Source organism: bacterium (genome assembly GCA_022616075.1).
Taxonomy (GTDB): domain Bacteria; phylum Acidobacteriota; class HRBIN11; order JAKEFK01; family JAKEFK01; genus JAKEFK01.
Map to the genome: position 1 here is coordinate 1 of JAKEFK010000184.1, position 23,589 is coordinate 23,589.

A 23,589-nucleotide genomic window follows, 5' to 3' on the forward strand; every position below is an offset into this window, starting at 1 on the left:
GCTTGTAGAGCGTGCGTCTCTCGTTCTCGCTGCGGACACGCCCGAGTTACATCGCTCCGCCATCCCACTGAAACGCCGCAAAGAAGGCGCTCAAATCTGGGTTCCCGTTCCCTGGTATGGCGGAGGTATGTCGTACGGCTCGATTAGCTTGAATGTGATGCTGGGACGCGCAAAAGCGGCGAAGGCTTTCGGCACATTCATGTCCACAGGAGAAGGCGGCTATCCGGATGCACTGATCCCTTACGCGGATCATGTGATCACCCAAGTCGCAACAGGACTCTTTGGAGTGCGTGAAGACACGATACGCCGGACCCGGATCGTTGAATTCAAATACGCGCAAGGTGCGAAGCCTGGCCTCGGCGGCCATCTACTGGCGGATAAAGTTACTGCGGAAGTTGCAAAAATGCGTGGATCACTGCAGTGGAGCTCTCTTTTTTCTCCATTTCCTTTCCACAGTGTTTATTCAGTAGAAGATCACAAGAAACATTTGGACTGGATTCGCGTTGTAAATCCCGATGCGCTGATTTCAGTCAAAGTATCGACACCGAGTGATGTCGATATGGTCGCAGTCGGCAGCTATTATGCAGGCGCAAATATTTTGCAGCTGGATGGATCTTATGGTGGAACAGGCGCCGCGCCGGATATCGCGAAGAAAAACATTGCGACGCCGATCGAGTTTGCGATTCCAAAAGTTCACAAGTTTCTCATGAATGAAGGAATTCGCGATGAGCTGGTGGTGCTCGCATCCGGCGGAATCCGGACTCCACTCGACATCATTAAGTCGGTTGCTCTGGGCGCGGACGGAGTGGTTGTCGGCACAGCGGAGCTTGTTGCGATTGAATGCGACCGCTGCACGAATTGCGAGCGCGGTCGTGGATGCCCTTTTGGCATTGCCACCAGCGATCCGGAATTAACACCATTGATCGATCCGGACTGGGCGGCACAAAGAATCATAAATCTTTTTCATGCGTGGCGAAACCGGCTGATCGAATATCTGGACATGCTGGGTCTTGAAACAATGATGGAACTTCGTGGCCGCACCGACTTGTTGGAATACATCGAGGAATAAATCGTGGATCGTAATCGTAATCTTAATCGTGATCGAATCGTAATCGTTTATCTTTAATCGAATTTCGATTAGAGATCAAGATCAACGATACGATTACGATCAGGATCCACGATTATTCGAGGAATAATGGACAAAGCAAGCATCCTCAGGAACGCCAGAAAGTCCTTAACACCGCTGACCTCTGAGCATCAGATCAGATCCCGCAAAGAGGAAGCGGAAGGCGGATGTGGTGTAGTCGGATTGATGTCCTCCCTGCCGGTTGCAGGAAAACATCTTTTCGTTCCTTCCTTGCAAATGCAAAACCGTGGAAATGGCAAAGGGGGAGGAATCGCCGCTATAGGACTTGTTTCTGAGGAACTCAAAGTGTCACACCGAGTTCTCAATGAAGATTACATCTTGCAATTGGCGTACATCGATCCTAAAGCGAGAGCGGAAGTGGAGCGGGAGTGGATCAACAATTCCTATGAGATCGATGAAGTTCAGGAAATCCCGACCGTGGATAATTTTCGCGACGCAGGACTCGAAGTAAAGCCACCGGATGTGGTGCGTTACTTCGTCAAAACGCGTGCGCAGGAATTAACAAAATTTGCGGAACAAAAAGAGCTTCGCGAGCTTCAAGGAAACGAACTCGAAGACGAATTTGTATTTCAGAACAGTTACAACATCAACAAAGCTTTTTATGCATCGCTTGGTGATAAACGCGCTTTTGTGATGAGTCACGCAAAGAATCTACTGGTCTTCAAATTGGTGGGTTATGCGGAGCAAGTAATTGACTATTACCGGCTGCACGAATTCAAAGCGCATGGATGGATTGCGCACCAGAGGTATCCGACTAAAGGACGCGTGTGGCATCCGGGCGGCGCGCATCCTTTCATCGGAATGCATGAAGCGCTCGTTCACAACGGTGATTTCGCAAATTACTTCGGCGTCTGCGAGTACTTGCGACAGCATGGGCTTCACCCACTCTTTCTTACGGACACGGAAGTATCGGTGCTTTTATTTGATCTGCTCAGCAGAAGTTTTGAATATCCGCTAGAGTGGGTGATCGAATCGATGGCGCCTACAACAGAGCGAGATTTTCAACAGTTACCGCCGGAAAAACAGGAACTGTACAAAATTCTTCAGTTGGCGCACATGAATGGTTCGCCGGATGGTCCGTGGTTTTTCATCATCGCGAGAAACGATGTGGAGAAGAAACAATTCCAGCTTCTTGGCATCACCGACACATCGATGCTTCGCCCGCAAGTTTTTGCGCTTCATGAAGGAGAAGTGCAGATTGGTTTGATCGCCTCAGAGAAACAGGCGATCGATGCCACCTTGCAGAGCATCGCATCGGAGGATCCGCGTGTGTGTCCGGTTGCGGATCAATACTGGAATGCGCGCGGTGGAAGCCATACGGATGGAGGCGCATTTCTGTTTTCCGTGGATTACGCAGGCGAGACGCCCACGCTACAAAGCGCGAATAAGTTTGGAGAGCCGATCACGCTTCGGTATGATGCCCGTGAGGAACGCCCGGCATCGAAACCTGCACTGCCTGACACACTGGAAGAGCTCACGCGATTGCGTGATCTGCCACAATTGCAAAATCACCCGCGCAAATGGTTTGTTTCAGAAGTGGAGAACGCAATCAATAATTTGCTCGATAAACAAAGTACCGCGGGCGTCCTTCCTGCGAAAAGAGCTACGGACCCGCTCGTAATCGATGCGCGTCGCTTTAAAGCGGAAGGGCCGGATTCTCTTTCCTTGCAGATCGTGCGCGCTTATCAATCAGGCTGGCGGAACATCGTGGTTTATCGATGCGCCGGCCATCGTTTCATCGGATGCGGACTTCAGGAAAAGTCGGACGGATTGCGAATTCATGTGTATGGATCTTCCGGCGATTATCTGGCATCCGGGCTCGATGGCGCCGAAATTCATGTTCACGGAAATGCGCAGGATCAGCTTGGCCAGATCTTTCATCGCGGAAAACTTGTCGTTTACGGCGATGTGGGCCAGACCTTCTTTTACGGAGCTAAAGGAGGCAGCGCTTATATCATGGGCAACGCCGCAGGACGACCGCTGATCAACGCTGTTGGTTCGCCGCGTGTGGTCATCAATGGAACATGTCTCGATTATCTTGCGGAGTCTTTCATGGCGGGCGATCCACTGACCGGCGGTGGATTTGTAATTTTGAACGGAATTCGGTGGAACGATCACGCGCAAATTGAAGAGCTGCCCACTCCTTATCCTGGTAGCAATCTTTTCTCGCTCGCTTCCGGCGGCGCAATCTACGTGCGCGACCCGCACAAAATCCTGGAAAAGGATCAGCTAAACGGGGGCGAGTTCGCAGAGATTACAGAAGAAGATTGGACTCTCATATTTCCTTATTTAAAAGAAAACGAAACTCTGTTTGGAATCTCGATCGACCGCGATCTTTTACAACAACGCTCCCCTTCCGCCGTTTATCGCAAAATCCGGCCGCTTCGAACGGAAGCGTTGAAGTAGTTGGTAAACAAAGTAGCGCGGGCGTCCGCCTGCGAGCAGCCGCAGACGAGACGTCCGCGCTACTTTGCTCCGCTACACCTTTAACATTTCCAGCACAGATCTCCGGACAGGTCCCATCAAGGGCAATCTGCCGATCCTGATCAGGCTGAGGACCAGATCCAGGCTTTTGTCTTGCAGATTTTTTGTGCGCGTCTGGCCACGCGAATGGTCATGCAGCCAGAACAGAATGAGTCCCATTTGAAGAAGCCAGAGTAAACGTGGCAGATGCTCTTTCATATCAGAAGGGATCGAAGGTTCAGAACCTTCGAGCATCTGTTGAAATACGCGAATGCTGGATTCCCTGATTTCGCGCGTTTGTTCGCCAAACGGAGACAACGGACTGCTCGGATCCGCGGCAACCCGGAATAAGACGCCAAGAAAACTACGGTACGGCCTCATCTGCCGAAATTTGTAATCCAGCACAAGCTGCAAACGCTCTTTTAAACTGCGAACTTCTTGAATCGTCGGCCGCGCAATGTATTCCTGCATCTCTTCCAGGGATGCCTGATAGTACGCAAATACAAGTTTTTCCTTTGAATCAAAATAGTAGTAAGCGGCTCCCAGAGCCATCGAGGCCCTTTCAGCGATCTCCCTCATCGTTGTTTGTTCAAAGCCCTTTTCACGAAACAGCTCGAGAGCCGCTTCTAGAATTCGACGTCTTGTTTCTTCAGACTTTTTTACTTTTACTATCATGCGTAGACTCCCACGGTGCCTGGTTCTGGAGCACAGCCAAATATACTGCAACGGTAACCATTCGCAATCCAGCATTCCCTGTGATGAATTGCACCGCACTCGGGACAATAAACCGCTTCTCCTTTGGAAATTGAGGTTTTGCAGTAAGGACAATGCGTTCCCGATGCCCCTTTGCGAAGATCACAGGTGGGAGGCATTTCCTGTTTCAATCTTGTTGCCAGCCGGGCTTCGCCATCCATTCCCAGCCAATCGGACAGCCGGCTCCTGTTGCGAGAAATGAAACGAAATGCCTGGCGAGCCAGTGGCATCAAGCCGGGAGTAGACAAACGCATGGCCCATTCACGGTATTCCTGCAACGCGTACAAACACATGATGTACGCTTGTGTATCACGATAAACTCCGCCTTCATCACTGATGACAATCAACTCTTCCGGTCTTCCAGGCTTTAGCACTTCCGGGAACATCCTCCATGCTTCCTGCGAACCAGCAGGAACAAATCTGAGTTCCAGAAAAGCCGGCTGGCGAGCAACCCAGTTTTTCAGCTCATAACACAAACCGCAGTTTTCATCGTAGAGCACGTAAAGGCGTTTCATATTGGCCTCCTGTTACCGAGCGGCGGCATTCGCATGCAGAAACTCCTGAGGCGCAACCGGTGGAGGCGCTTGCCGCAACATCGCGCGCTTCCTCATCTTGGAAAACACATAAAGATTGAAGAAGTGCATTCCGCCGAGCACCAGCAGCACCGTTCCCACTTTTGTACTCAAAAACTCGACCGTCTGGGCAAGATTTGCCGGTTTCTCCCCGTACTTCAAAGCAAGAGCCACATAACCTATGTTGATCAGATAGAAGCCGACCACCAGCAGGTGGTTGACCGAATCGGCCAGCGCGGCGTTGCCAAGGAAAGTGTCAACGAGGAAAATGCGCCCGTTCTTGTGAAGGGTTCGGGCCACCCAGATCGTGATGGCAATACTGATTAGAAGGTAAAGCACGTAACCCGTAAAGATGTACATGACGTCCTCCTCGAATCACGTTTTTGAACGTGTTCAAAAATATAATACAGCCTGGAAAGGCCGCTTGTCAAGGGTTTTTTGAACACGTTCACTTTTCTTGGGAACGGTCTTAAAATACTCATCGATTCGGTCGTAACGCCTTTGCCGGATGAAGCTTCAGAGCTGAACGTGACTACACAAGTGCGAGTCTTGTCACCATTGTCTACCGTCACAGCAGTACGCGGAACAAGGATATAGACTTTTGAAAAGGTCACATCGGAAGCGCCTACCTCGCAATCTTTCTGCAAAGGTTTGTTCGGACTTTCGTCGTGCGAAAATAGCAGTTGATAGGATTAGACACGGCTACATGGAAAGGCGTTGTGCTGGTGCTGATATGTTGTTTGACGTGCACGACCTGGACTGAAGAAGCAAAGCCAATATCGATTGTCGAAAAACTGGAGTGTTTGGCTGATGCCGCGCTGTTCGAAGCAATACCGGAGCGGCAATTTTCAGGCGCTTTACTGATTGCCGTAGATGGGAAACCGCTCGTTCGCAAAGCGTACGGTTTCGCAGACTGGGTTCGGCGAATTCCAAACACTCCTGAAACTCGCTTCATGATCTTTTCTTCAACGAAGCAGCTTACAGCTGCTGCCATTCTGCGAGTAGTTGATCAAAAAAAGTTATCCCTTCAAGATCCTGTGGCGCAGTACATCGACAATTGGCCGGAGCAATGGAAATCCGTGAAGATCCACCATCTACTTTCTCATTCTTCAGGCATTGATGTGGACACGCTTGCATTCTGGCTCTTTCGCTTTTATCCGCAATTCTGGCCGGAACCGCAGGAAACACCACCGGCCTACGAGCCAAAAGGACTCTTAGCTGAGCCCGGTGCAATGTTTCGCTACAGCAATGTTGGATTCACTGTCTTATCTATGGTCGCGGAAAAAGTCTCAAGCAAACCATTTGCTGACGCGATGCAAGATCTCGTGTTTGGCCCGCTGAAAATGGCTCAATCCGGATTGGAAGGAGACTCTGCTTTGCGAAAGCGTGCGCGCGGTCACAACTATCCGGATACGGAATATCTGGAACAAAAAACCACCGATATTCGCGGCGCAGGGGACGTCGTTCTACGGTGGATGATTTACTCCGCTGGGATGAGTCACTTTATGCTGCTTATTTCCTGACTCACAGTGTGGTGAATGCCATGTTTACTCCATACACAAAAGGAGAGATGGGGCAAATGGGATACGGCTGGATCAGTGAGAAAACGGATGAAGGGAAGGCCCGGTTTTTTCACAGTGGCAACGGCTCCGGATTTCGTAGTTATGTTTTTCGGCGACCGGACCTTCATCTTTACATCACTATCCTTGTCAATCGGGAATTCCCTGCGCTTTTGGCAAAGATCTGCAACCTCGAACAAAAAATCGAAGAGATCCTAATAACCTCGCAATAAAAAAAACAATCCCAACTTTCGCTTCCTCCCGTATTCGTTGTAGTACTAAAAAACAACAGGGAGAATTAAATGAGAATTAAGTTTTTTCTTTTCGGCATGGCTGCTCTTGCGGCGCTGTCAGTTTTCTGTATCCTGCCGGTCTCGGCCTCAAGTCATCGTGAAGCCCAGGCCATTCTGGAAGACCCTGAATGCGACAACACCGATATGTACGCATGGGTCTCAGACGGAGACCATTCAAAACTTTATCTGGCTGCGGGTTACAATGGCCTGCACGAGCCGGGACAGGGCAATCAGCAAACGCGGCTGGGTTGCAATGTCCTTTATGAGTTTCACATCTCACGCGGTACCGGACTCCTAGACGATGAAGTAACTTACCAAATCAAGCTCAACTGTGGAAAACCTCCTAGAGTCGATAACACGGATCTTACCTTACCTCCGGGAGGCGGCAAGGAACTCCTGGTTCAAATCGGTGGAGCGACGTTCACTTACAATGTGACCAAGGTAACAAAACACAGCGACGGCACAAGCTCAAAGACTGTCATTGGGCAGGGCTGCCAGATGGCGCCGGCAAATGTCGGTCCGCTTACAGATCGCATCGCTTACGGTCTTGGACCATTTTCCGGTTATGGCGGAAGCAATCCGGATAATCCGGGACAATTCGAGAACGGTCTGTACGATGATGACTTTGTCAAAAGTTTCATCTGCGACATGGGTTCTGAAGGCCGGGCCTTTGTGGGAGTGATGGATGATGCTTACCAATTGGATGAGAAAGGGATTTTCGACATCCTGAATTTGAACCCCGGCACTGAAAATAACAACGCGATACCAGGCGGACGAAGAAGTCCGGGAGAAGACGTGTTTGCCGGTTTTAATCTCAACGTCATGGCGCTTGAAGTTCCAACTGAAAAAGTTCTTGGTGGCCCCATTCCACACAACGGCACATGCGGAGATGACACACTTGTAGCCGTGTGGGCTTCAGCGAGCCGTCGTCAGACTCGCGTTCTAAGGGCTGATCGCGATGATCCGATCGAGTCCGGTCCCTGGGTCCAGTGCGGCCGGGAGGCACTTCCCCTCGTGAACGCCGGCCTGATCGGTGTTCAGGACCAGAGCAAGTACCTTCGCACCAAACCAATAACTGATGTAGCAAACTTCGCAAGTTATTTCCTGAATCCGATTCTGGTAAGGGACTTAGAATTCCTGAAAGCCTACAGCGCATTGGGAATTCCGCAGGCTACCGTAGATGCGCTGAAGACAAATCGATTCGATATTCTCAGAACGATCAACCTGGACAATATCCCGGCACCTGGCTGTCACCACGTGCCCATTGAACCGGGTAAAACAGGCGACGTTCTTCGTGTGGATGTTGCCACCGATTCCGCTTTTCCAAACGGTCGAAAAATCGGCGGTGGCGCAACACCCAATGATACACAGGTTGATGTTAGCGATGTAATCATCAGCCTGATCGCGCTCGGCAATCCATTCGCCGGCGTAGGAGATGGGGTAAACACCAACGACAAACCTTACATGACGGAATTTCCGTTCTATGCTCTGCCCCATCAGGGATTGAATGAGGGTCACGGCGCACCGGCCCCCTAGCATCACGATTCACAGCAGCAGTTCGTTGGGGCTGCGGATAAAAGGTTCCGCAGCCCCAATCCTTTATTGTTACAATTTCCTTTTACCTGGCTTTTTCTCTCTCCTTTTGTTGAAGTGGAATCGAAGTGCAATTAACGCGGATCGAACGCGGGATTTTATTGTTCCAACCGGCTCAGCCAGCCGTTCTGAAATCTCTTCTTGAGTAAAGCCTTCGTAGTAAAGCATCTCAAGAACCATCCTTTGTTTTCGAGTAAGCTTGTTCAGAGCTTTGGCTACGTATTGGTTACGGATTCTGGTGGATTGAAGATCTTCCTGACTGGAGATGCCGTTAATTGCTGCTGATGTCTCTTCTTCCATCCTGTTTTGAGCAATTTTTCGACTCCGGTATCGATCCAACGCGCGGCTTCGCGCTATCGTAAAGAGCCAGCTCCGCGGCGATCCTCGCCTTGGATCAAAACGGGGTGCATCTCTCCAGACCTGAACAAAGATTTCCTGCAGTACGTCTTCCGCTTCGGCTTTCTGTTTTAGAATGCGGAGACAGAAAGAAAAAAGGACCGACGCATATCGATCGTAAATTGAATCAAAAGCTTTTCGGTCGCGAACGGATATTTTTGCAATCAATTCTGTATCAATCATGGATCGAGCAATCTCTACAAGTACAGTTTTCCCCCATCTACGATACGAAGCTAAACGCTCAAAACGATGGGTCTCTGTGACTATTTCAATGCGACAGAAGGGAAAGGCTGTCCAGTAATCTTTTACCGGGATAAGTTGGGATCGGGGATAACAACAGACATGTTTCGACCCAGCGATTTTGCCTTATAGAGCGCGGCGTCCGCCTGTCGAACTACTTCTTCCGGTTCGCGAGGATCGGCGTTGCGAAAGGATACAAGACCGGCGGAAACTGTAACGGGAACTTCCAGAAAATCGAATCGGATGTTTCGGATCGATTCACAAAGACGTTCGGTTATCAGCACTGCGCCGTGCGTTCCTGTATGCGGCAGAATCAACAGAAATTCGTCACCGCCGTACCTGCCGATCAAATCTTCCTTGCGGGAGCCCTTTTTCAATGCCTGGGCAACACGACAAAGAACTTTGTCGCCGGCTACATGCCCGTGCTGGTCATTGACACTCTTGAAGCGATCGATATCCATCATCATTACGGTTACCGGATAACGATGGCGGTAAGACCGGTGCAATTCTAAACTAAGAAGATCCATAATAAAACGACGCCGGTATAACTCGGTCAAGTGATCCACCGTGGACATGTGATTTAAGCGAATGTTCTCAATCGCCATCGCCGCGTGTGCTGCCAAAATCTCGAGACTCTCCAGCTGTTCTTGATCATAACGAACGGAAAAACCTTCACCATAAAAAATTCCCAGTGTCATGTTCGGCAGCCCGAGGCTCTCTTCTACTGTTGACGGAGCCACTAACGGAATGTAAAAGCCGGCAGAAGCAAAGCAAACTTTATGTTTCCTTGCGATTTCGTAGACAGCAGACGGCGGAATGTTCGTTTCAAACGGTTCCACGGAGGATCCGGATTTGTCATGTGCCAAGGACAAGCGCGGCACAAAGCGATCAAACAAAGTGACCTGGCCACCCTCAGCTCCCGTGACAAGAACAAACGCATCGACGATTGCGCCCAGCAATCTTCGCAAGTCCGAAATTCCATAGAGGGCAAGAGATAAACGTAAGTGGATTCTCGGATTGTTGGGTTCAACAGAGAGATTCGAAAGGAGGTTGGTGTGCATCGTTACTAATACGGCAGGAACCGCTGTTCAGGTTTGTAAATTAATTGTTAAATGCGACGACTTACACAATCAGGTTCAGGGTCTTCCCTGCAAGAAATGCTTCAATGTTGCCTTTAGTCGTCTCCAAAATCCGCTGAACCGCTTCTCTGGAGTTGAACGCGTTGTGAGGAGTGATGATGACATTCTCCCGGTTCATCAGAATGTGATTGCTCAAAAGCAGCTTCAGATCATCCGGCGAATGTTCTCGAGTGAGGACCTCTTTCTCCTCACGTATCATCTGTTCCCCTTCCAGCACGTCGAGGCCCACTCCCGAAAAAATTCCACGATCCAAGCCTTCGATGATGGCTTCGGTTTCGACAATGCCGCCTCGCGCGGTATTGACCAGAATCGCACCCTTCTTGATGAGCGCCAGGTTGGAACGGTTGATCAAATGATGGGTCTGAGGCATGTAAGGAAGATGCAAAGAAATAACATCGGAATTTTTCAGCAGTTCCTCCAGCTCCACATACTGGAAATTCAGCACTTCCGCCAGAAGAGAGGAGCGGTTCTTATCCGTAACCAGCACATTCATTCCAAATCCGCGGCCGATTTTGATCACATGCAAACCGATGTGGCCTGCGCCGATCACTCCGAGCGTTTTCCCCCGCAGATCAAACCCTTCCAATCCTTTGTACGAAAAATGCTCCGAAGATTTCATTCGGTAATACGCTTTATGAATATTTCTGGACAGTGTAAGAATCAGCCCGAACGTATGCTCAGCGACCGTATACTCTCCGTAGGAAGGAACATTGGCGACAGCGATTCCCCTCTTCTTGCATTCGTCCATGGAAATGTGATCGTACCCGGTGGATCTTGTTACAATCAGCTTCAGGCGCGGCATTTTTTGCAGGATCTTCTTGTCGATGTTAGATCCAACAAAAGTGGAGATCACCGTGGCATCGGAAAAGTCTTCTGCGTTTTCTGCAGACAGCTTTTCTTTGACATAAACGGCGGCACCTTTTCGAAAAAACTTCGACAGATATGTTTTCTCTGCGGGTTCAATCTCAAAAAAGACTATCACTTACGTTCCAAAAATCTCTTTGAAAAAGCTTTTCATATCTTCCCACGATTTACGATCCGCTTCCGCGTTATAAGCAATCGCGATGTTTGCCTTTTTACCCATCTCGTCCGCATCAGAGTTTGTAAAACTATGTTTCGCATCCGGGTAGGTGATTAGCTTGTAATCGACTTTTGCATTTTTCATTTCCTGTTCAAACGCTGCCAACACTTTCGGTTCGATGAATTCATCTGCGGCGCCATGAGCCACGAGGATTTTTGCTTTGACCACTCCAGGCTTCGCTGGATTCTTTGTGTCGAGACTGCCATGAAAACTAACGATTCCGTCCAGATCCACTCCTGCCCGGGCCATTTCCAGAACAAGGCCACCTCCAAAACAATATCCGATGGCGGCGATACGCTGCGGATCAACGGTTTTGTGAGCCTTCAAAGTTTCCATCGCAGCCAGGAATCGCGCCTTTGCAATATCCATGTTGCTCATCACTTCTTGAGTGAACTTTCCCGCTTCCGCCGGGTGGGCCGTCTGCTTTCCACCACCGTACATATCCACGGCAAGCGCAGTGTAGCCAAGCTCCGCAAGCATTCTTGCGCGTTTGCGAACGTATTCATTGTGTCCCCACCATTCATGCACAACCAGAACACCAGGCCTCTTTCCTTGATTTGCATCATCGTATGCAAGGAAGCCTTTCATCGTGACGCCACCGGAACTGTAATCAACTGGTTCCATTTTAATCGCAGCTTCAACCGCGATTGGAATAAGAGCAATGATCAACAGCCACACAAACTTCATAACTTTCCTCCTTTTTTCACCGCAGAGGACGCTGAGTACGCAGAGCTAAAAATTAGTCTCTGGTTTTACTCTGCGCCCTCTGCGGGCTCTGCGGTGAATATTATATGCATCAGTTTGTAGCCGGCCAGATTTTGACCCAATCGTCCTGAATGATTTTCCCACGATTGTCGGAAGAGCCACTCGCCTGAAAATTTCGTGGCGGTCCGGTTGCAATCTCCAAGGCTTGCAAAGTAAACAAAATGACAGCAACAATTGTTACAACTCCAGCTACCTTTTTGACAACCGGCCATTTGCTCGATGCAACAATTAACGGGAGAAGCGCCAGCGGAATGATTACAGGCAGCATCACTACTAAACCTCGCGCATAACCGAAAAACAGTTCTGTCAGGATCAACCGGTGCAAAAGAATCAGAGTGCAGATGGAAAAAGCACGATACTCTTTTTTCAATGAAAAGAAAATTCCTATTGCCACAATCAATGCGCGCGGCCATTTTATCCGTTGAGGATCTGGAATGAACAAATCCACAGGCGGTCGATTACCGGATAATCCTCCGGGAAAATTCGAAACACCAAAGCCGATTCGAAGGCCATCCAGCCAGCGGTTAAACTTCCGCAGAAACAGCTGACATGCTCTCCCCGGATTTTCTTTGATCCATGCAATTCCAATGGAGTATCCATGAATATAGAGCTTCCGATGCCCGGCGTTTTCCATATTAATTCCCCCACCACCATCCAATTTACTGATGAGCTCAGGGGTGAATCCACCATCCGCAGAATCGCTGTTTGCCAGAGCGAAGTTCACGGGACCGTAGGATGTGACCGTCACGAACGTCGACAACGGCTCGAGATGCGCGGTCCTTTGATTGTGTGCTCCAAGCACTTTCCAATTTCGAATAGTCGTAGGAATCAGAACGAGAAGGGATATCGCTACCGCTAAACCCCAGCGAGCAAAATGATTGTTCATAGATACGGTTCTGTCTCGCTGAATCCACAAATAAAGAAGAAAAAACGGCCAGAGACTTGAGTGCTCCCCTCGCGTTAATGCCGCTACACCTGTAAGAACACCAAGTGCCGTTGCGTCCCGCCACGAAAATGTTGTTGCCCTTAACCAGAGCAGTCCTGCAGTGGCAGACAGGAAAAGGCAATACAAGACTTCATTCGCGAATGTAGCCGAAAACAGCAACCATCCGAAATGGAAACAGAGCAGCGCCGCTCCGATCAAAGCCGAGAGTTCGCCGATCGTTTTGCGCCACCACAACCAGGTAAAGGCTACTGTAATCGAATTGATCACCGCCATCCAGAACTTATACGGATAACCAGAATTTACAGGTGGTCCCAAAATCTTGTAAATTGCGCTTAAAAACCATGCATAGAAAGGAGGATGGAATGGAATTCCTTGATCGTACAGTTCCCCTTCGATCAAAGCCATTGCATAAAGATGGTAGTGATGAGAATCGCCGTAGTAAAAAACGGAAAAGGGCCAATCACGATCAACAACCGACCGGATGAACAGAACACGAATCAGCAAAGCAAAAAACAAAATGAGAAGAAACAACCCAAATTGCTTATAATTCCATTTCATTTACAGTAATGAGCAATGAGTTCCGAGCAATGAGTCCCCGAATCAGTACTCATTGCTCATTACTCATTGCTTTGGCACTTTTATTGTACATCGTGAGGTGGATGGTCTATGGCATGGATCAAAGTAATACAACCGGAAGAAGCAACCGGAGAGTTAAGGAAAGAATACGATGCAGCGCTTGAACGTGCCGGCTACATCGCACAGGTTCTCCGGATACAGAGTCTGAATCCTAAATCGCTGCACATCAGCATAGAGTTTTACAAATGGATTATGAAGGGACCCTCCGGACTCTCCCGCGCGGAGAGAGAAATGCTGGCAACGGTGGTTTCACAGGTGAATCACTGTTTTTATTGAACGGAATCGCACGGGGAGGATCTCCGTAAAATCATTCAGGACGATCTGATTGTCGAACACGTAAAGGAAGATTACAGAAACGCTGAGCTAACAACTCGCGAACGTTTCTTGTGCGAATTTGCCGAGAAGCTGACGTTGTCTCCTTCGAAAATGACGCCACAGGATCTGGATCACCTTCGTACAGTAGGATTATCGGAGGCCGAAATTCATGATGCTGTCCAGATCATCAGCTACTTCAACTACATCAACCGTCTTGCAGATGCGCTGGGCTGCGATCCTGAACCGTGGATGAAAAGAGATAGCGACTGAAGTCGCTACTACCAGCCCGAATTTGACGACGATGTTGTTATGCGCGGGCTTGTAGTAGCGACTTTAGCGCTATTCTTCCAAACGATGGTTGAGGTAGCGGAGGAGATCCTTGATGGAGATAATCCCGACCGTGTGGTCTTCTGCGATGACCGGCAGGTGCCTGTAACCTCCAATCGACATCAAATTCAATGCGCAAGCCATCGTAGCATCTTCCTCAATCGTCTCCGGATTCGGAGTCATCAACTGTGAGACCCTGATGCTGTGTGTATCCGCTTCGAGGGGCAATCGAAACAGGAGATCCACTTCCGAAAGAATTCCGGTCAAACCGGCATCCATCACCAGCACGCAACCAGCTCTCCTTTCGCGCATTATTTCAATGGCTTTGGCAGCGGTATCCGTTGAGGCAACGGAAGCAGGGTGAAAAACAGCGATGTCTTTTACGGAATCGAGCATGATGTGAGCCTGAAAACCTTCCTTCGGCTGGGGCACATCCAGATCCAGCAACGGCTCCATGCACGCTTCGCAGCGGTCGGTGCCCTGAATATTTTCAAAACCGCAGGAAGGACATCTCATTCCACCACCCAGGTATCGCCCGCATTGAAAAGTTTTTCGAGATCTCCCTTGCCATACAGATTGATCGACTTTTCCACCTGGCCCAGCATCATTTCATCGTACGTGGGCTTTCTAATGTTTCGGAATACTCCCACCGGCACAGGAAAATCAGGATAGCTCATGCCGGACAGCAGATAAGCCAGAGTGGGATCCGGATCCTCTTCATCGTACACAAGAAGGTCGAATTCGCTGACGCCATTACCAAGCTTCACCACTTCCAGTTTTATTCCTTTCAAGACAAGACCTTTGTCATGATCTTTTCCGAAAATCAACGGTTTGCCATGCTGAATGGCGATCATGCGATCATCACGAATCTCTCGATCGGTAAAATTCCGGAAAGCGCCGTCATTGAAGATGTTGCAATTTTGAAATACTTCTACAAAAGCTGCTCCTTTGTGTTTGGCGACTCTCTGCAAAATTTCCACAAGATGTTTTGTATCCACATCCAGGGATCGAGCAACAAAAGTCGCTTCAGCAGCAAGCGCAAGATGAATCGGATTGATCGGGTAATCGATGGAACCCATCGGAGTGGATTTCGTTTTTTTTCCGAGCTCGGAAGTCGGCGAGTACTGTCCCTTCGTCAATCCATAGATCTTGTTGTTGAACAGAATGATTTTCAGATCGACATTGCGGCGCATGCAATGCACGAGATGATTTCCGCCGATGCTCAATCCATCCCCATCGCCGGTGATTACCCATACGAAGAGATCCGGGTTGCTGAGCTTAACCCCGGACGCGACCGCCGGAGCGCGACCATGAATCGAATGAAGTCCGTAAGTATTAACGTAATACGGAAAACGGCTGGAACAACCGATGCCGGAAACCATGACGAATTTTTCACGTGGCACCCCAAGATCCGGCAACACTTTTTGCGTTTGCGCAAGGATGGAATAGTCGCCACATCCGGGACACCATCGCACTTCCTGATCGGATTCGAAATCTTTTCGCGTTAATTTTGCAGTTGAATCAATTGCTGTGCTCATATTAGCTCTCTAACACTTCCTCAATCTTGTCGACTATCTCAGAAATCTTAAATGGTTTCCCTTTTACTTTGGAAAACGGAATTGTAGGAACCAGGAATTTTGCGCGAAGCAACCAGCTGAGTTGTCCAAGATTCAATTCGGGAACAAGAATTTTTTCAAAGCGGCCAAGGATATCTGGAAGATTTTTAGGAAACGGGTTGAGATAGCGCAAGTGAATACTGGAGACAGGCAAGTTGCGTGCCTGAACTTCTTCTACCGCTGCGTTAATTGCGCCGAAGGTACCGCCCCAACCAACCACGAGGACTTCCCCTTCCGGCTCGCCGAAAACTTGAAGATCCGGAATATCATTCGCGATCCTGGCAATTTTTTCAGCGCGCAATTCCACCATCCTCATGTGGTTGTCCGGATCATAACTAACGTTTCCGGTAATGTTCTGTTTTTCCAATCCACCGATCCGGTGTTCCAAACCCGGCGTTCCGGGAATCGCCCATGGCCGGGACAGAGTTGCTTCATCGCGCAAGTAAGGAAAGTATCCTTCCGCTTCCGTTCGAAACCGAACTTCAATTTTCGGAAGATCTTCCACTTTTGGAATCTTCCAGGGTTCTGATCCATTTGCCAGATAACCATCTGAAAGATACAAAACCGGCGTCATATATTTAATCGCAATGCGCCATGCTTCGATCGCCATATAAAAACAATCTCCCGGAGTTGCAGGAGCGATGATGGCAACGGGTGATTCGCTGTTCCGACCGAACATTGCCTGCAACAGATCTGCTTGCTCCGTTTTCGTAGGCAGTCCAGTACTCGGCCCGCCTCTTTGGACGTCCACTATCACCACCGGCAGTTCGGTCATGACGGCCAGGTTGATTCCTTCCGATTTCAAACAGATTCCCGGGCCGCTTGTGCCAGTTAAACCAAGATTGCCCGCGAACGAAGCGCCGATTGCCGCTGAGATCGCGGCGATTTCGTCTTCGCACTGCATTGTCTTTACGCCGAAATTCTGATGGCGCGAAAGTTCATGCAAAATATCGCTTGCCGGAGTGATCGGATAACTTGCATAAAAGAGCGGGACGTTGGCCAACGCGGAAGCGGTCACAAAACCGATCGCGGTCGCTTCATTTCCCATAATGTTACGATATTTTCCAGGTGTTAGCGAAGCCTTCGGCACCTGATAATGCGTGGTGAACATCTCTGTTGTTTCGCCGTAGTAATAACCGGCCTTCAGCGCCAGAGTGTTCGCTTTCGCAACCTCGAGATTCTTCTTGAATTTCGCATCAATCCAATCCAGGGTTTGCTTCATCGGCCTGTCATACAGCCAGTACATCAAACCCAGTGCAAAGAAGTTCTTACAGCGGTCGACATCTTTCTTCGTTAGCTTGCATTCCGCGAGCGCGTTCGCATTCAAGGAAGTGATCGGCAAAGAAAAGAGGCGATAACCGGAAAGGGAGCCGTCTTCCAGTGGATTTTTTGCATAGCCCGCCTTTTTCAAATTCCCTTCCGTAAATGCATCGGAATTTACGATCAGAATACCGCCCGATTCGAGATCGGCTACGTTCACTTTCAAAGCCGCTGGATTCATCGCCACCAGAACATTTGGCTCATCTCCGGGAGTCTTGATATCCCGGCTGCTGAAATTGACCTGGAATCCGCTTACACCGGGCAACGATCCGGCAGGCGCCCGGATTTCCGCAGGAAAATCGGGAAGTGTGCTGATGTCATTACCAAAAACTGCAGAAGTATTTGTAAATTGTGTGCCGGTCAGCTGCATGCCGTCGCCGGAATCACCGGCAAAACGAATGGTGACTGTTTGCACATCTTTTCTATCTTTTACGGGCATGTTTCTTCAAACTCCATCGCTTGGGTAGCTTTCCAATAAATATAATGATTTTCTCACGCACCGTCAGTTTGCTCGAAAGGTTCCCGACGAAGCTGTACGTTCAGGATTTCTTCCGGATAGAGCTCGGCCAGGAACTGAATAATGTTCCGGATTTGCAAAAGGCCGGTGCATTTCCCTTTTGCATCCACCAGGGGAACGTTCCGAAAGCCGAACTGGTTCATGATGCTGATTGCTTGGCCGACCGTATCATCAGGGGAAAGAGTCTTGACTGGTGAGCTCATGAACTCGTCAACAGGTCGTTTGCGATCAGCCGCTGTACTCAAAACTTTGGTCAAATAATCCCGTTCCGTGAAAATGCCTATGCAGCGTTTTTCCTTGCAAATAAGCACACAACTGGCGTGCTCTTTTCTCATGAGATCGACCACTTCGGTTAAAAGAGTTCCCGATTCAATGTAGGTAGCCTGATCGAGCGGAAGATGACGAATTCGCTTGGTTTGAATTTCTTGTTCGCGCATAAAACTTTACCAGGAAGGTTCGATCGTCACCCCAAGCGGTAGTTTAATAATATGAAGGCCCGGGACAACTTTTGTCAGGCACCCGAGAGCAGTCACTTCTTGACTTTCCGCATCGCGGCGAATGATAATTTGACAATTTCTGCAGTCGCCGTTCCAGCAGAAGTTACCATACGCCACCTCGGAATTCAAGTATTGAAGCACCCGGAGCAGAGTGTTGTTTTCCGGTACCTGATACTCCTTTCCTTTGTAGTAAATGGGAATCAGCCGCGAATAAGGTTCGTAAATGTCACTATCTGGCTCTTCCGGCGGTCCCATCATCCTATCTATACAGACGGTTTCCCTTTGATCAGCTCCATAAATTCCATTCGCGTTTCAACATGAGTGCGGAAAGTGCCGAGCATGGAAGATGTGATGGCTACGGAATTCTGTTTTTCAACTCCGCGCATCATCATGCAAAGGTGCATCGCTTCAATGACCACTCCCACTCCATAGGGATTTAACGATTCGTGAATCGTATCTGCAATCTGTGAAGTTAGCCGTTCTTGCACTTGCAGCCGCCTGCTGAACATCTCCACCAATCGCACGATCTTGCTGAGTCCTACTATTTTCCTGCGGGGGATGTACGCGACATGGCATTTTCCAAAAAATGGCAACAGATGATGCTCGCACATGCTGAAAAGATCAATGTTTTTGACAATGACCATTTCGTCGTAATCTTCGACGAAGAGAGCAGTGTTTAGAAGCGCGTGTGGATCCTCAGAATAGCCCTTCGTGAAGAAACGAAGCGCTTTCTCGACTCTCTCCGGAGTGCGCTTCAGTCCATCTCGCGAAGGGTCCTCACCCACTTCACGCAGGATTTGCTCAATCAAGTCTTTCATGTTTCATTCCATATTAACATGATAAAATAATGCTCCGTGTTCGCTGTGACTCCGTGGTAAGTTAGTCCTCAAGAGGGGGTAAATTGTGGCCGAAAATCGCTGTAATCAGTGTGGGGCAAGCAATGCGCCCCAAGCAAAATTTTGCGGGAGTTGTGGCGCTACCTTAGCCGGCTCCTATAATCAACCTCAACCTCCACCTCCACCTAACTATATCGGACCGCAACCGGGCCCGATACCCCCACAACCATCGAGCGGTGGATCCAGCAACAAAGCCATGTTTTCCTTGATTCTCGGAATCCTCAGCTTTATTTGTTGTGGACCTTTTAGCGGCATCCCCGGCGCCATTCTTGGAAAAATGGAAATGGACGCTATTAAACAAGGCCGCGCACCGGAATCCAATATGGGAATGGCGAAAGCCGGATTCTGGATCAGCATCATCGGCAGCGCGCTCTACGTTCTCGGTTTCATCCTCGCTCTTTTGTTTGGATTTCTCAGCAGTCTCACGGATTTGTATTGAGAATCGTATCGAAATGAGTAAACAAAGTAGCGCGGACGTCTGGTCCGCGTTTCTTATAATTCTTTTCATTGCGCTTATCGGATGCCAAAAGCAGCCGCCAACAGCACCCGATGTCACTCCGGCCACACCGGAGACTTCGCAGGAACCGGTTCAGAAACTGGCCCGCGACGCATCAGAAAAAATCCAGCTGACTCTGAAAAACGATGCGGCTTCCACGATTGAGATCCTGGGTTTGGACAGTCATGAGATCTTCCCGGCGCCGGCTTTCACCTTCTTCACAAACGCGCTGACCACGCAGCTTGCCAGTCTGGGCATTCAGAAAACTCCAGGTGTTTGGAAACTGAAAGGAGACCTGTCAAAGCAGCGCGGCCAGGTGGTTTTTTCTTTCGAGATTTTCAAAAACGGAGAGCGCATTTCCACAGATTCTGTAAGTGTTCCGGACGATGAGCGCCTCCAAAACACATTGGCGCAATTTGAAACACCTGAGAAGCCTCACGATCATACTGTCCATAAAGAAATGCCGGTCCCCACTCCCCTTGCCGAATTGAAAGAGATTCCGCTGGATGTGGCAGAGAATTGCCAGGGAACAGAGAATTGTTCAGTCCTTCTACTTTATTCGAATGCGCTGGTGGAACGGAGCTGGCAAAACGGAACGGAACGGACGATCAACCTCCCTATCACGGCCGCCCAAAGATCGCGCGCCCCTTCCGGCAAAATCCTCAAAATTCAGGAAGCCTTTTTTATTGTGAGCAACCAGCTTGCCACTCCAGCGGTCTTCCAGCGCAATCTGACTCAAACTAGCGGACAACTTCCAGGCCACCTGCCAAAGCCGGAACCCGGTTTGAACACTTATGCATTATCGGAAGGGCGCTTCTATGACTTTGCAGAGTTCGGTCCAAACGGACTCGCTGTAATCGACGTGACGAACCGGCTTCACGTTGCAGACCAGGGCAAGCTCACCTCGGCAACCGAACCGGTCGGTGGAACTATTTGCGTCGCCCCTCCTTATATATACACGTCCTCGCCCTCACTGCCGGAGAAAGGTCAGGATTCGATTCAGAAGTTTATCTATAAAGATGGACTTGTCCGCCTGGAAAAGAGTCAGAATATAGAAGGAAGCATTTACGACATCGTGATCACCGATCTAAACCAGGACCGTCAAAACGAAATGCTGGTGACAGTTCGCAATGAACGAGGCATTTTCATCGAAGTCCAGGATCCGTTTTAGACCAAATACATGAAGATCAGGATTCTTCTTTTTCTCGTTCTGTCTATTGCCGCTACGTCTCCCGTTTTTCCCGTATTGAAACCACACTATGGAGGAAACGCAAAAATATCCGAAGATCTGTCGCCCGGACTGTTGCAAGTTCGCGTCTTTGAAAATCAGAAGGATCTCCTAAGAACTTCCTTTCCTCTTCCTTTTGCAATCAACGAAAACACATTGCGCATGGATCTCTCCGCCTGGCCTGCCGACAAAATCACAGAGCTGGAAAAAGCGATCGTTTCTCTCCGGGATCAAACCAATCCTTGTCACTGGATTTTGGATTACCCCTATTTTCATCACGATCACCCGAACAGTCTGGAGATTGAAAAAGATCATCTGGTCCTCAAAACGGAAGAGCCGGAGCATCTTATTCCGCTGGCCCAATCCCCCTGTTTGATTCCACAAAGAATTTCCTATCTGCTGCCCTTTTCCAAAACACAATTCGGATATGAAGCAAATCAGAACTGCATCGCGGGGCGTCCTTTTCTTGACTCCATTTCGCCGGTTGCGGTCGATCCTGTAAATCCATACCTGGGGTTCAAATTAAATGAAGTGGACGCTTTTTTGATTCCCGAAGAAAAGTTTCGCCAGATCAGCAGCGATGAACAGATTCGGGTCCAGCCCGGACCCAAATTTTTTGTGTACCTGAAGTCTGAAAACATCACAGCGGAGCAAATGCTTTCGTTAACCTCAGCGCTCGATTTACCAGAAATTGCTCGCGCTGTTTTAAACGAACACGCTGAAATCTTTCCCACGCAAAAAGCTGGCTCAACAGCCGATGTTTGGAAATCGCCCGTATATTTAAAAGTCCCTGAGGAAACTCCTTTTCGTCTGGTTGGAGAACGGCTCAGGATTCAATTGGAAAACGCCGGATTCGTTATCTCCACGAGGGCATTGCCGAAAAACGCTCCTCTGCTGGAACTTGCAGTAAGGGAAATCAACGAACCGGATCTCGATCTTTTCCGGTACCGTTTGTTGCGCAACGATTTGCAGGTTTCCGGGGAATCGAGCTGGTTTGAAGAGTGGGACGACCTGGAAGCTTCCGGCAAAATCGTGCCGCTTCTGCTCTACGAATCCAGAATGGCAATCCGAAAAAATATTGTAGATGTGCGCACAGGCATGGGAGGGTTCCCGGATTTTTCGGAGGCCTGGATTCTTCCGGCGCCATGAAACTGTCGCTAAAAATCACGCTGTTCCTCTTTTTGATGACTGCTGCCTTTATTGCCGTGCTCGCGGCGTATTTCACTTCCCAAATCAACCGGAATTTCAGAGATCAGGCCGATCGTCTTCTGAAACAGAGTGTGGCGCTGACCGAACAAAGGATTGAGCTTTCCAAAGAACAACTGCAAGCCGAATTGAATTCACTTGCCGGATCGCTCTTCACCGAAAATGAAAACACGCTGGCTGCGATGTTATCTGATCCACCAAATTACAATGCGGAAATTATTGGATTTGCCGAAAAACTTCGCCGCCGGGCGACACTCGATTTTCTGTATTTGGTTTCTTCAGGCGGAAAAATGCTGAGCAACAGTACGGAACCGGCGGCATTCGACAAAATGGATTTGCATCCGGATCTACCGGTGGACGAAATTGTATTCGTTCAAGAAGGAAATGTTGCTTCGATGGAATTGAAGAAACAGTTGCGTTTCGGAAAACACCTGCTGTTTATGCGTGGCGGTTATTTCTTGAAAGATAAAATAGGCCGGCTTTCCCTTTCCGGTTTGCAGCTCACTTATGCGGAAGGAAATGTATTTGCGTCTCCGAACGTACAGAACGAACCGATGTTTCTTAAGGAGGCGATCCGCTTGCATGACTTTTATGGAAAGCCGCTGGCTGTTCTCACTGTTTCAGCATCGCAGCAAAAGCTGTTGGAGCAAAAGGAAGAAATCCGGAAAAACAGCTTTTATCTTCTCGCGGCATCTCTATTTTTTTGTTTATTGATCGGATGGTTGATCTCTCTTTCCCTTAGCCGGCCATTGCATCGTTTGACGGCAGCGGCTCAGGAAATGTCTTCCGGAAATTTTGATGTGCGCGTAGAACAGCAGGGAGATGGGGAAATTGGAAAATTGATTCAAGCCTTCAACGCGATGACCGAACAGCTTGAAAGGAACAGGCAAAAGTTGATCCAGACAGAACGAATCGCCGCATGGCAGGAAATCGCGAGACATTTGGCGCATGAGATTAAGAATCCGTTAACTCCCATCAAAACCTCGATTACCAACTTGCGCGTGGCCATGGAGCGCGCTCCCGAACAGTTTCCCGAAATATTCCGCGAATCGAGTGAAAGCATCATCGAAGAAGTTGAAGCCTTGCGCCATTTGGCGGACGAGTTTGCAAAGTTTGCGCGCCTGCCCGCTCCGCAAATGGAAATCAATCAATTGAATGAAACGGTACAGAAAGCTGTTTCCCTTTACAAAAACAGCATCCCGGCAAACGTCACATTGAATTGGAAGGCCGGTGAGGTCCCTGCGTTTAAATTTGATTCCGGACAGATTACGCAAGTCACGCAAAATCTTCTGCAAAACAGTATGGAAGCGCTTGCAGAAGGCGGAGAAATCCTGGTATCAACATCCATCGCAGATCAACTGGAAAAGAAATGGGCGATACTTTCCGTTCAAGACAGCGGATCGGGGATGACGGAACAAATCAAACAACATGTGTTCACTCCGTATTTCACCACCAAACAAAAAGGGATGGGACTCGGCCTGGCAATCGTTCACAGGATTGTCACCGAGCATGGAGGAAATATTCTGGTAGAATCGGAGCCGGGCAAGGGTACGAAATTCGAAGTCCGTTTACCACTGAACTGAATAAA

23 protein-coding genes and 1 pseudogene are annotated in these 23,589 nt (G+C 49.1%); 10 read left to right on the top strand and 14 right to left on the bottom strand.

Features of this window, described 5'->3' with window-relative positions:
* On the top strand, positions 1-1,069 hold a 1,069-nt coding region (locus L0156_14565), incomplete at its 5' end, for a glutamate synthase-related protein (GenBank protein MCI0604218.1).
* 126 nt (positions 1,070-1,195) lie between these two features.
* Positions 1,196-3,553, top strand: a complete 2,358-nt coding sequence (locus L0156_14570) for a hypothetical protein (protein ID MCI0604219.1) — start codon at positions 1,196-1,198, stop codon at positions 3,551-3,553.
* A 72-nt stretch (positions 3,554-3,625) separates the two neighbouring features.
* Here the strand turns inward: L0156_14570 and L0156_14575 are convergent, their stop codons facing one another.
* Genes L0156_14575 through L0156_14585 form a run of 3 tightly spaced genes read right to left on the bottom strand, consistent with a single transcriptional unit; the run spans position 3,626 to position 5,295 of the window.
* Complete coding sequence (locus L0156_14575; GenBank protein MCI0604220.1) at positions 3,626-4,285, bottom strand: TetR family transcriptional regulator; 660 nt, start codon at positions 4,283-4,285, stop codon at positions 3,626-3,628.
* Positions 4,282-4,878, bottom strand: coding sequence for a DCC1-like thiol-disulfide oxidoreductase family protein (locus L0156_14580; GenBank protein MCI0604221.1), 597 nt, complete (start codon positions 4,876-4,878; stop codon positions 4,282-4,284). Before L0156_14580 ends, L0156_14575 begins: the two co-directional genes overlap by 4 nt.
* A 12-nt stretch (positions 4,879-4,890) precedes the next feature.
* Positions 4,891-5,295 carry a hypothetical protein gene (locus tag L0156_14585; protein ID MCI0604222.1) on the bottom strand — a complete coding sequence of 135 codons (405 nt, stop codon included), beginning with the start codon at positions 5,293-5,295 and terminating at the stop codon, positions 4,891-4,893.
* Between the two features lie 365 nt (positions 5,296-5,660).
* Between L0156_14585 and L0156_14590 the strand changes: the two are divergent.
* Together L0156_14590 and L0156_14595 are read left to right on the top strand one after the other, a co-directional pair.
* Positions 5,661-6,727: pseudogene (locus tag L0156_14590) on the top strand (beta-lactamase family protein).
* Between the two features lie 69 nt (positions 6,728-6,796).
* Positions 6,797-8,323, top strand: coding sequence for a DUF4331 domain-containing protein (locus L0156_14595; protein MCI0604223.1), 1,527 nt, complete (start codon positions 6,797-6,799; stop codon positions 8,321-8,323).
* Between the two features lie 69 nt (positions 8,324-8,392).
* Here L0156_14595 and L0156_14600 read toward each other — a convergent pair whose 3' ends face one another.
* The 5 genes from L0156_14600 to L0156_14620 all read right to left on the bottom strand — a co-directional run bounded on the left by L0156_14600 (position 8,393) and on the right by L0156_14620 (position 13,505).
* Complete coding sequence (locus L0156_14600; protein MCI0604224.1) at positions 8,393-8,959, bottom strand: sigma-70 family RNA polymerase sigma factor; 567 nt, start codon at positions 8,957-8,959, stop codon at positions 8,393-8,395.
* Between the two features lie 122 nt (positions 8,960-9,081).
* Positions 9,082-10,077: a GGDEF domain-containing protein gene (locus L0156_14605; protein MCI0604225.1), complete on the bottom strand. Its 996-nt coding sequence runs from the start codon at positions 10,075-10,077 to the stop codon at positions 9,082-9,084.
* 61 nt (positions 10,078-10,138) lie between these two features.
* Complete coding sequence (locus L0156_14610) at positions 10,139-11,137, bottom strand: hydroxyacid dehydrogenase (GenBank protein MCI0604226.1); 999 nt, start codon at positions 11,135-11,137, stop codon at positions 10,139-10,141.
* Complete coding sequence (locus L0156_14615) at positions 11,138-11,923, bottom strand: dienelactone hydrolase family protein (protein ID MCI0604227.1); 786 nt, start codon at positions 11,921-11,923, stop codon at positions 11,138-11,140. It lies immediately after the preceding gene.
* Between the two features lie 109 nt (positions 11,924-12,032).
* Positions 12,033-13,505, bottom strand: coding sequence for a glycosyltransferase family 39 protein (locus L0156_14620; GenBank protein MCI0604228.1), 1,473 nt, complete (start codon positions 13,503-13,505; stop codon positions 12,033-12,035).
* Between the two features lie 108 nt (positions 13,506-13,613).
* Here L0156_14620 and L0156_14625 point away from each other — a divergent pair, with 108 nt between their 5' ends.
* Both L0156_14625 and L0156_14630 read left to right on the top strand, forming a co-directional pair.
* Positions 13,614-13,859, top strand: a complete 246-nt coding sequence (locus tag L0156_14625; GenBank protein ID MCI0604229.1) for a carboxymuconolactone decarboxylase family protein — start codon at positions 13,614-13,616, stop codon at positions 13,857-13,859.
* 48 nt (positions 13,860-13,907) lie between these two features.
* Positions 13,908-14,168 carry a peroxidase gene (locus L0156_14630; protein ID MCI0604230.1) on the top strand — a complete coding sequence of 87 codons (261 nt, stop codon included), beginning with the start codon at positions 13,908-13,910 and terminating at the stop codon, positions 14,166-14,168.
* 69 nt (positions 14,169-14,237) lie between these two features.
* Here the strand turns inward: L0156_14630 and L0156_14635 are convergent, their stop codons facing one another.
* Genes L0156_14635 through folE form a run of 6 tightly spaced genes read right to left on the bottom strand, consistent with a single transcriptional unit; the run spans position 14,238 to position 18,993 of the window.
* A complete protein-coding gene (locus L0156_14635; GenBank protein ID MCI0604231.1) occupies positions 14,238-14,741 on the bottom strand; it encodes a CBS domain-containing protein in 504 nt (167 codons plus the stop codon).
* Entirely contained in the window at positions 14,738-15,763 is a 1,026-nt protein-coding gene (locus tag L0156_14640) for a 2-oxoacid:ferredoxin oxidoreductase subunit beta (protein MCI0604232.1), read from the bottom strand. The genes L0156_14635 and L0156_14640 overlap by 4 nt, the downstream gene beginning before the upstream one ends.
* A 1-nt stretch (position 15,764) precedes the next feature.
* On the bottom strand, positions 15,765-17,600 hold the full coding sequence (locus L0156_14645; protein MCI0604233.1) for a 2-oxoacid:acceptor oxidoreductase subunit alpha: 1,836 nt from the start codon (positions 17,598-17,600) through the stop codon (positions 15,765-15,767).
* 53 nt (positions 17,601-17,653) lie between these two features.
* Complete coding sequence (locus tag L0156_14650; GenBank protein MCI0604234.1) at positions 17,654-18,115, bottom strand: CBS domain-containing protein; 462 nt, start codon at positions 18,113-18,115, stop codon at positions 17,654-17,656.
* Between the two features lie 6 nt (positions 18,116-18,121).
* A complete protein-coding gene (locus L0156_14655) occupies positions 18,122-18,433 on the bottom strand; it encodes a (2Fe-2S)-binding protein (protein MCI0604235.1) in 312 nt (103 codons plus the stop codon).
* A gap of 5 nt (positions 18,434-18,438) precedes the next feature.
* Positions 18,439-18,993: a GTP cyclohydrolase I FolE gene (gene folE / locus L0156_14660; protein ID MCI0604236.1), complete on the bottom strand. Its 555-nt coding sequence runs from the start codon at positions 18,991-18,993 to the stop codon at positions 18,439-18,441.
* Between the two features lie 274 nt (positions 18,994-19,267).
* On the opposite strand from folE, the gene L0156_14665 reads away from it, so the two are divergent.
* The 4 genes from L0156_14665 to L0156_14680 are packed head-to-tail and all read left to right on the top strand — an operon-like array spanning position 19,268 to position 23,584.
* The gene (locus L0156_14665; GenBank protein MCI0604237.1) at positions 19,268-19,510 is read left to right on the top strand and encodes a DUF4190 domain-containing protein; all 243 of its coding nucleotides are present in this window, start codon (positions 19,268-19,270) and stop codon (positions 19,508-19,510) included.
* Between the two features lie 13 nt (positions 19,511-19,523).
* On the top strand, positions 19,524-20,738 hold the full coding sequence (locus L0156_14670; protein MCI0604238.1) for a hypothetical protein: 1,215 nt from the start codon (positions 19,524-19,526) through the stop codon (positions 20,736-20,738).
* 9 nt (positions 20,739-20,747) lie between these two features.
* Positions 20,748-21,944 (top strand): hypothetical protein, encoded by a 1,197-nt coding sequence (locus tag L0156_14675; GenBank protein ID MCI0604239.1) that lies wholly within the window; start codon positions 20,748-20,750, stop codon positions 21,942-21,944.
* Positions 21,941-23,584 carry an ATP-binding protein gene (locus tag L0156_14680; protein ID MCI0604240.1) on the top strand — a complete coding sequence of 548 codons (1,644 nt, stop codon included), beginning with the start codon at positions 21,941-21,943 and terminating at the stop codon, positions 23,582-23,584. Before L0156_14675 ends, L0156_14680 begins: the two co-directional genes overlap by 4 nt.
* Positions 23,585-23,589: the final 5 nt, after the last annotated feature.

What these genes read in the sequence shown, in the direction of transcription:
- L0156_14620 (MCI0604228.1), bottom strand. Translation starts at nt 13,505, where the DNA reads ATGAAATGGAATTATAAGCAATTTGGGTTGTTTCTTCTCATTTTGTTT.
- L0156_14645 (MCI0604233.1), bottom strand. Translation starts at nt 17,600, where the DNA reads ATGCCCGTAAAAGATAGAAAAGATGTGCAAACAGTCACCATTCGTTTT.
- L0156_14625 (MCI0604229.1), top strand. Translation starts at nt 13,614, where the DNA reads ATGGCATGGATCAAAGTAATACAACCGGAAGAAGCAACCGGAGAGTTA.
- L0156_14605 (MCI0604225.1), bottom strand. Translation starts at nt 10,077, where the DNA reads ATGCACACCAACCTCCTTTCGAATCTCTCTGTTGAACCCAACAATCCG.
- folE (MCI0604236.1), bottom strand. Translation starts at nt 18,993, where the DNA reads ATGAAAGACTTGATTGAGCAAATCCTGCGTGAAGTGGGTGAGGACCCT.
- L0156_14650 (MCI0604234.1), bottom strand. Translation starts at nt 18,115, where the DNA reads ATGCGCGAACAAGAAATTCAAACCAAGCGAATTCGTCATCTTCCGCTC.
- L0156_14675 (MCI0604239.1), top strand. Translation starts at nt 20,748, where the DNA reads ATGAAGATCAGGATTCTTCTTTTTCTCGTTCTGTCTATTGCCGCTACG.
- L0156_14655 (MCI0604235.1), bottom strand. Translation starts at nt 18,433, where the DNA reads ATGATGGGACCGCCGGAAGAGCCAGATAGTGACATTTACGAACCTTAT.
- L0156_14615 (MCI0604227.1), bottom strand. Translation starts at nt 11,923, where the DNA reads ATGAAGTTTGTGTGGCTGTTGATCATTGCTCTTATTCCAATCGCGGTT.
- L0156_14575 (MCI0604220.1), bottom strand. Translation starts at nt 4,285, where the DNA reads ATGATAGTAAAAGTAAAAAAGTCTGAAGAAACAAGACGTCGAATTCTA.
- L0156_14640 (MCI0604232.1), bottom strand. Translation starts at nt 15,763, where the DNA reads ATGAGCACAGCAATTGATTCAACTGCAAAATTAACGCGAAAAGATTTC.
- L0156_14665 (MCI0604237.1), top strand. Translation starts at nt 19,268, where the DNA reads ATGTTTTCCTTGATTCTCGGAATCCTCAGCTTTATTTGTTGTGGACCT.
- L0156_14580 (MCI0604221.1), bottom strand. Translation starts at nt 4,878, where the DNA reads ATGAAACGCCTTTACGTGCTCTACGATGAAAACTGCGGTTTGTGTTAT.
- L0156_14570 (MCI0604219.1), top strand. Translation starts at nt 1,196, where the DNA reads ATGGACAAAGCAAGCATCCTCAGGAACGCCAGAAAGTCCTTAACACCG.
- L0156_14635 (MCI0604231.1), bottom strand. Translation starts at nt 14,741, where the DNA reads ATGAGATGTCCTTCCTGCGGTTTTGAAAATATTCAGGGCACCGACCGC.
- L0156_14670 (MCI0604238.1), top strand. Translation starts at nt 19,524, where the DNA reads ATGAGTAAACAAAGTAGCGCGGACGTCTGGTCCGCGTTTCTTATAATT.
- L0156_14600 (MCI0604224.1), bottom strand. Translation starts at nt 8,959, where the DNA reads ATGATTGATACAGAATTGATTGCAAAAATATCCGTTCGCGACCGAAAA.
- L0156_14680 (MCI0604240.1), top strand. Translation starts at nt 21,941, where the DNA reads ATGAAACTGTCGCTAAAAATCACGCTGTTCCTCTTTTTGATGACTGCT.
- L0156_14585 (MCI0604222.1), bottom strand. Translation starts at nt 5,295, where the DNA reads ATGTACATCTTTACGGGTTACGTGCTTTACCTTCTAATCAGTATTGCC.
- L0156_14595 (MCI0604223.1), top strand. Translation starts at nt 6,797, where the DNA reads ATGAGAATTAAGTTTTTTCTTTTCGGCATGGCTGCTCTTGCGGCGCTG.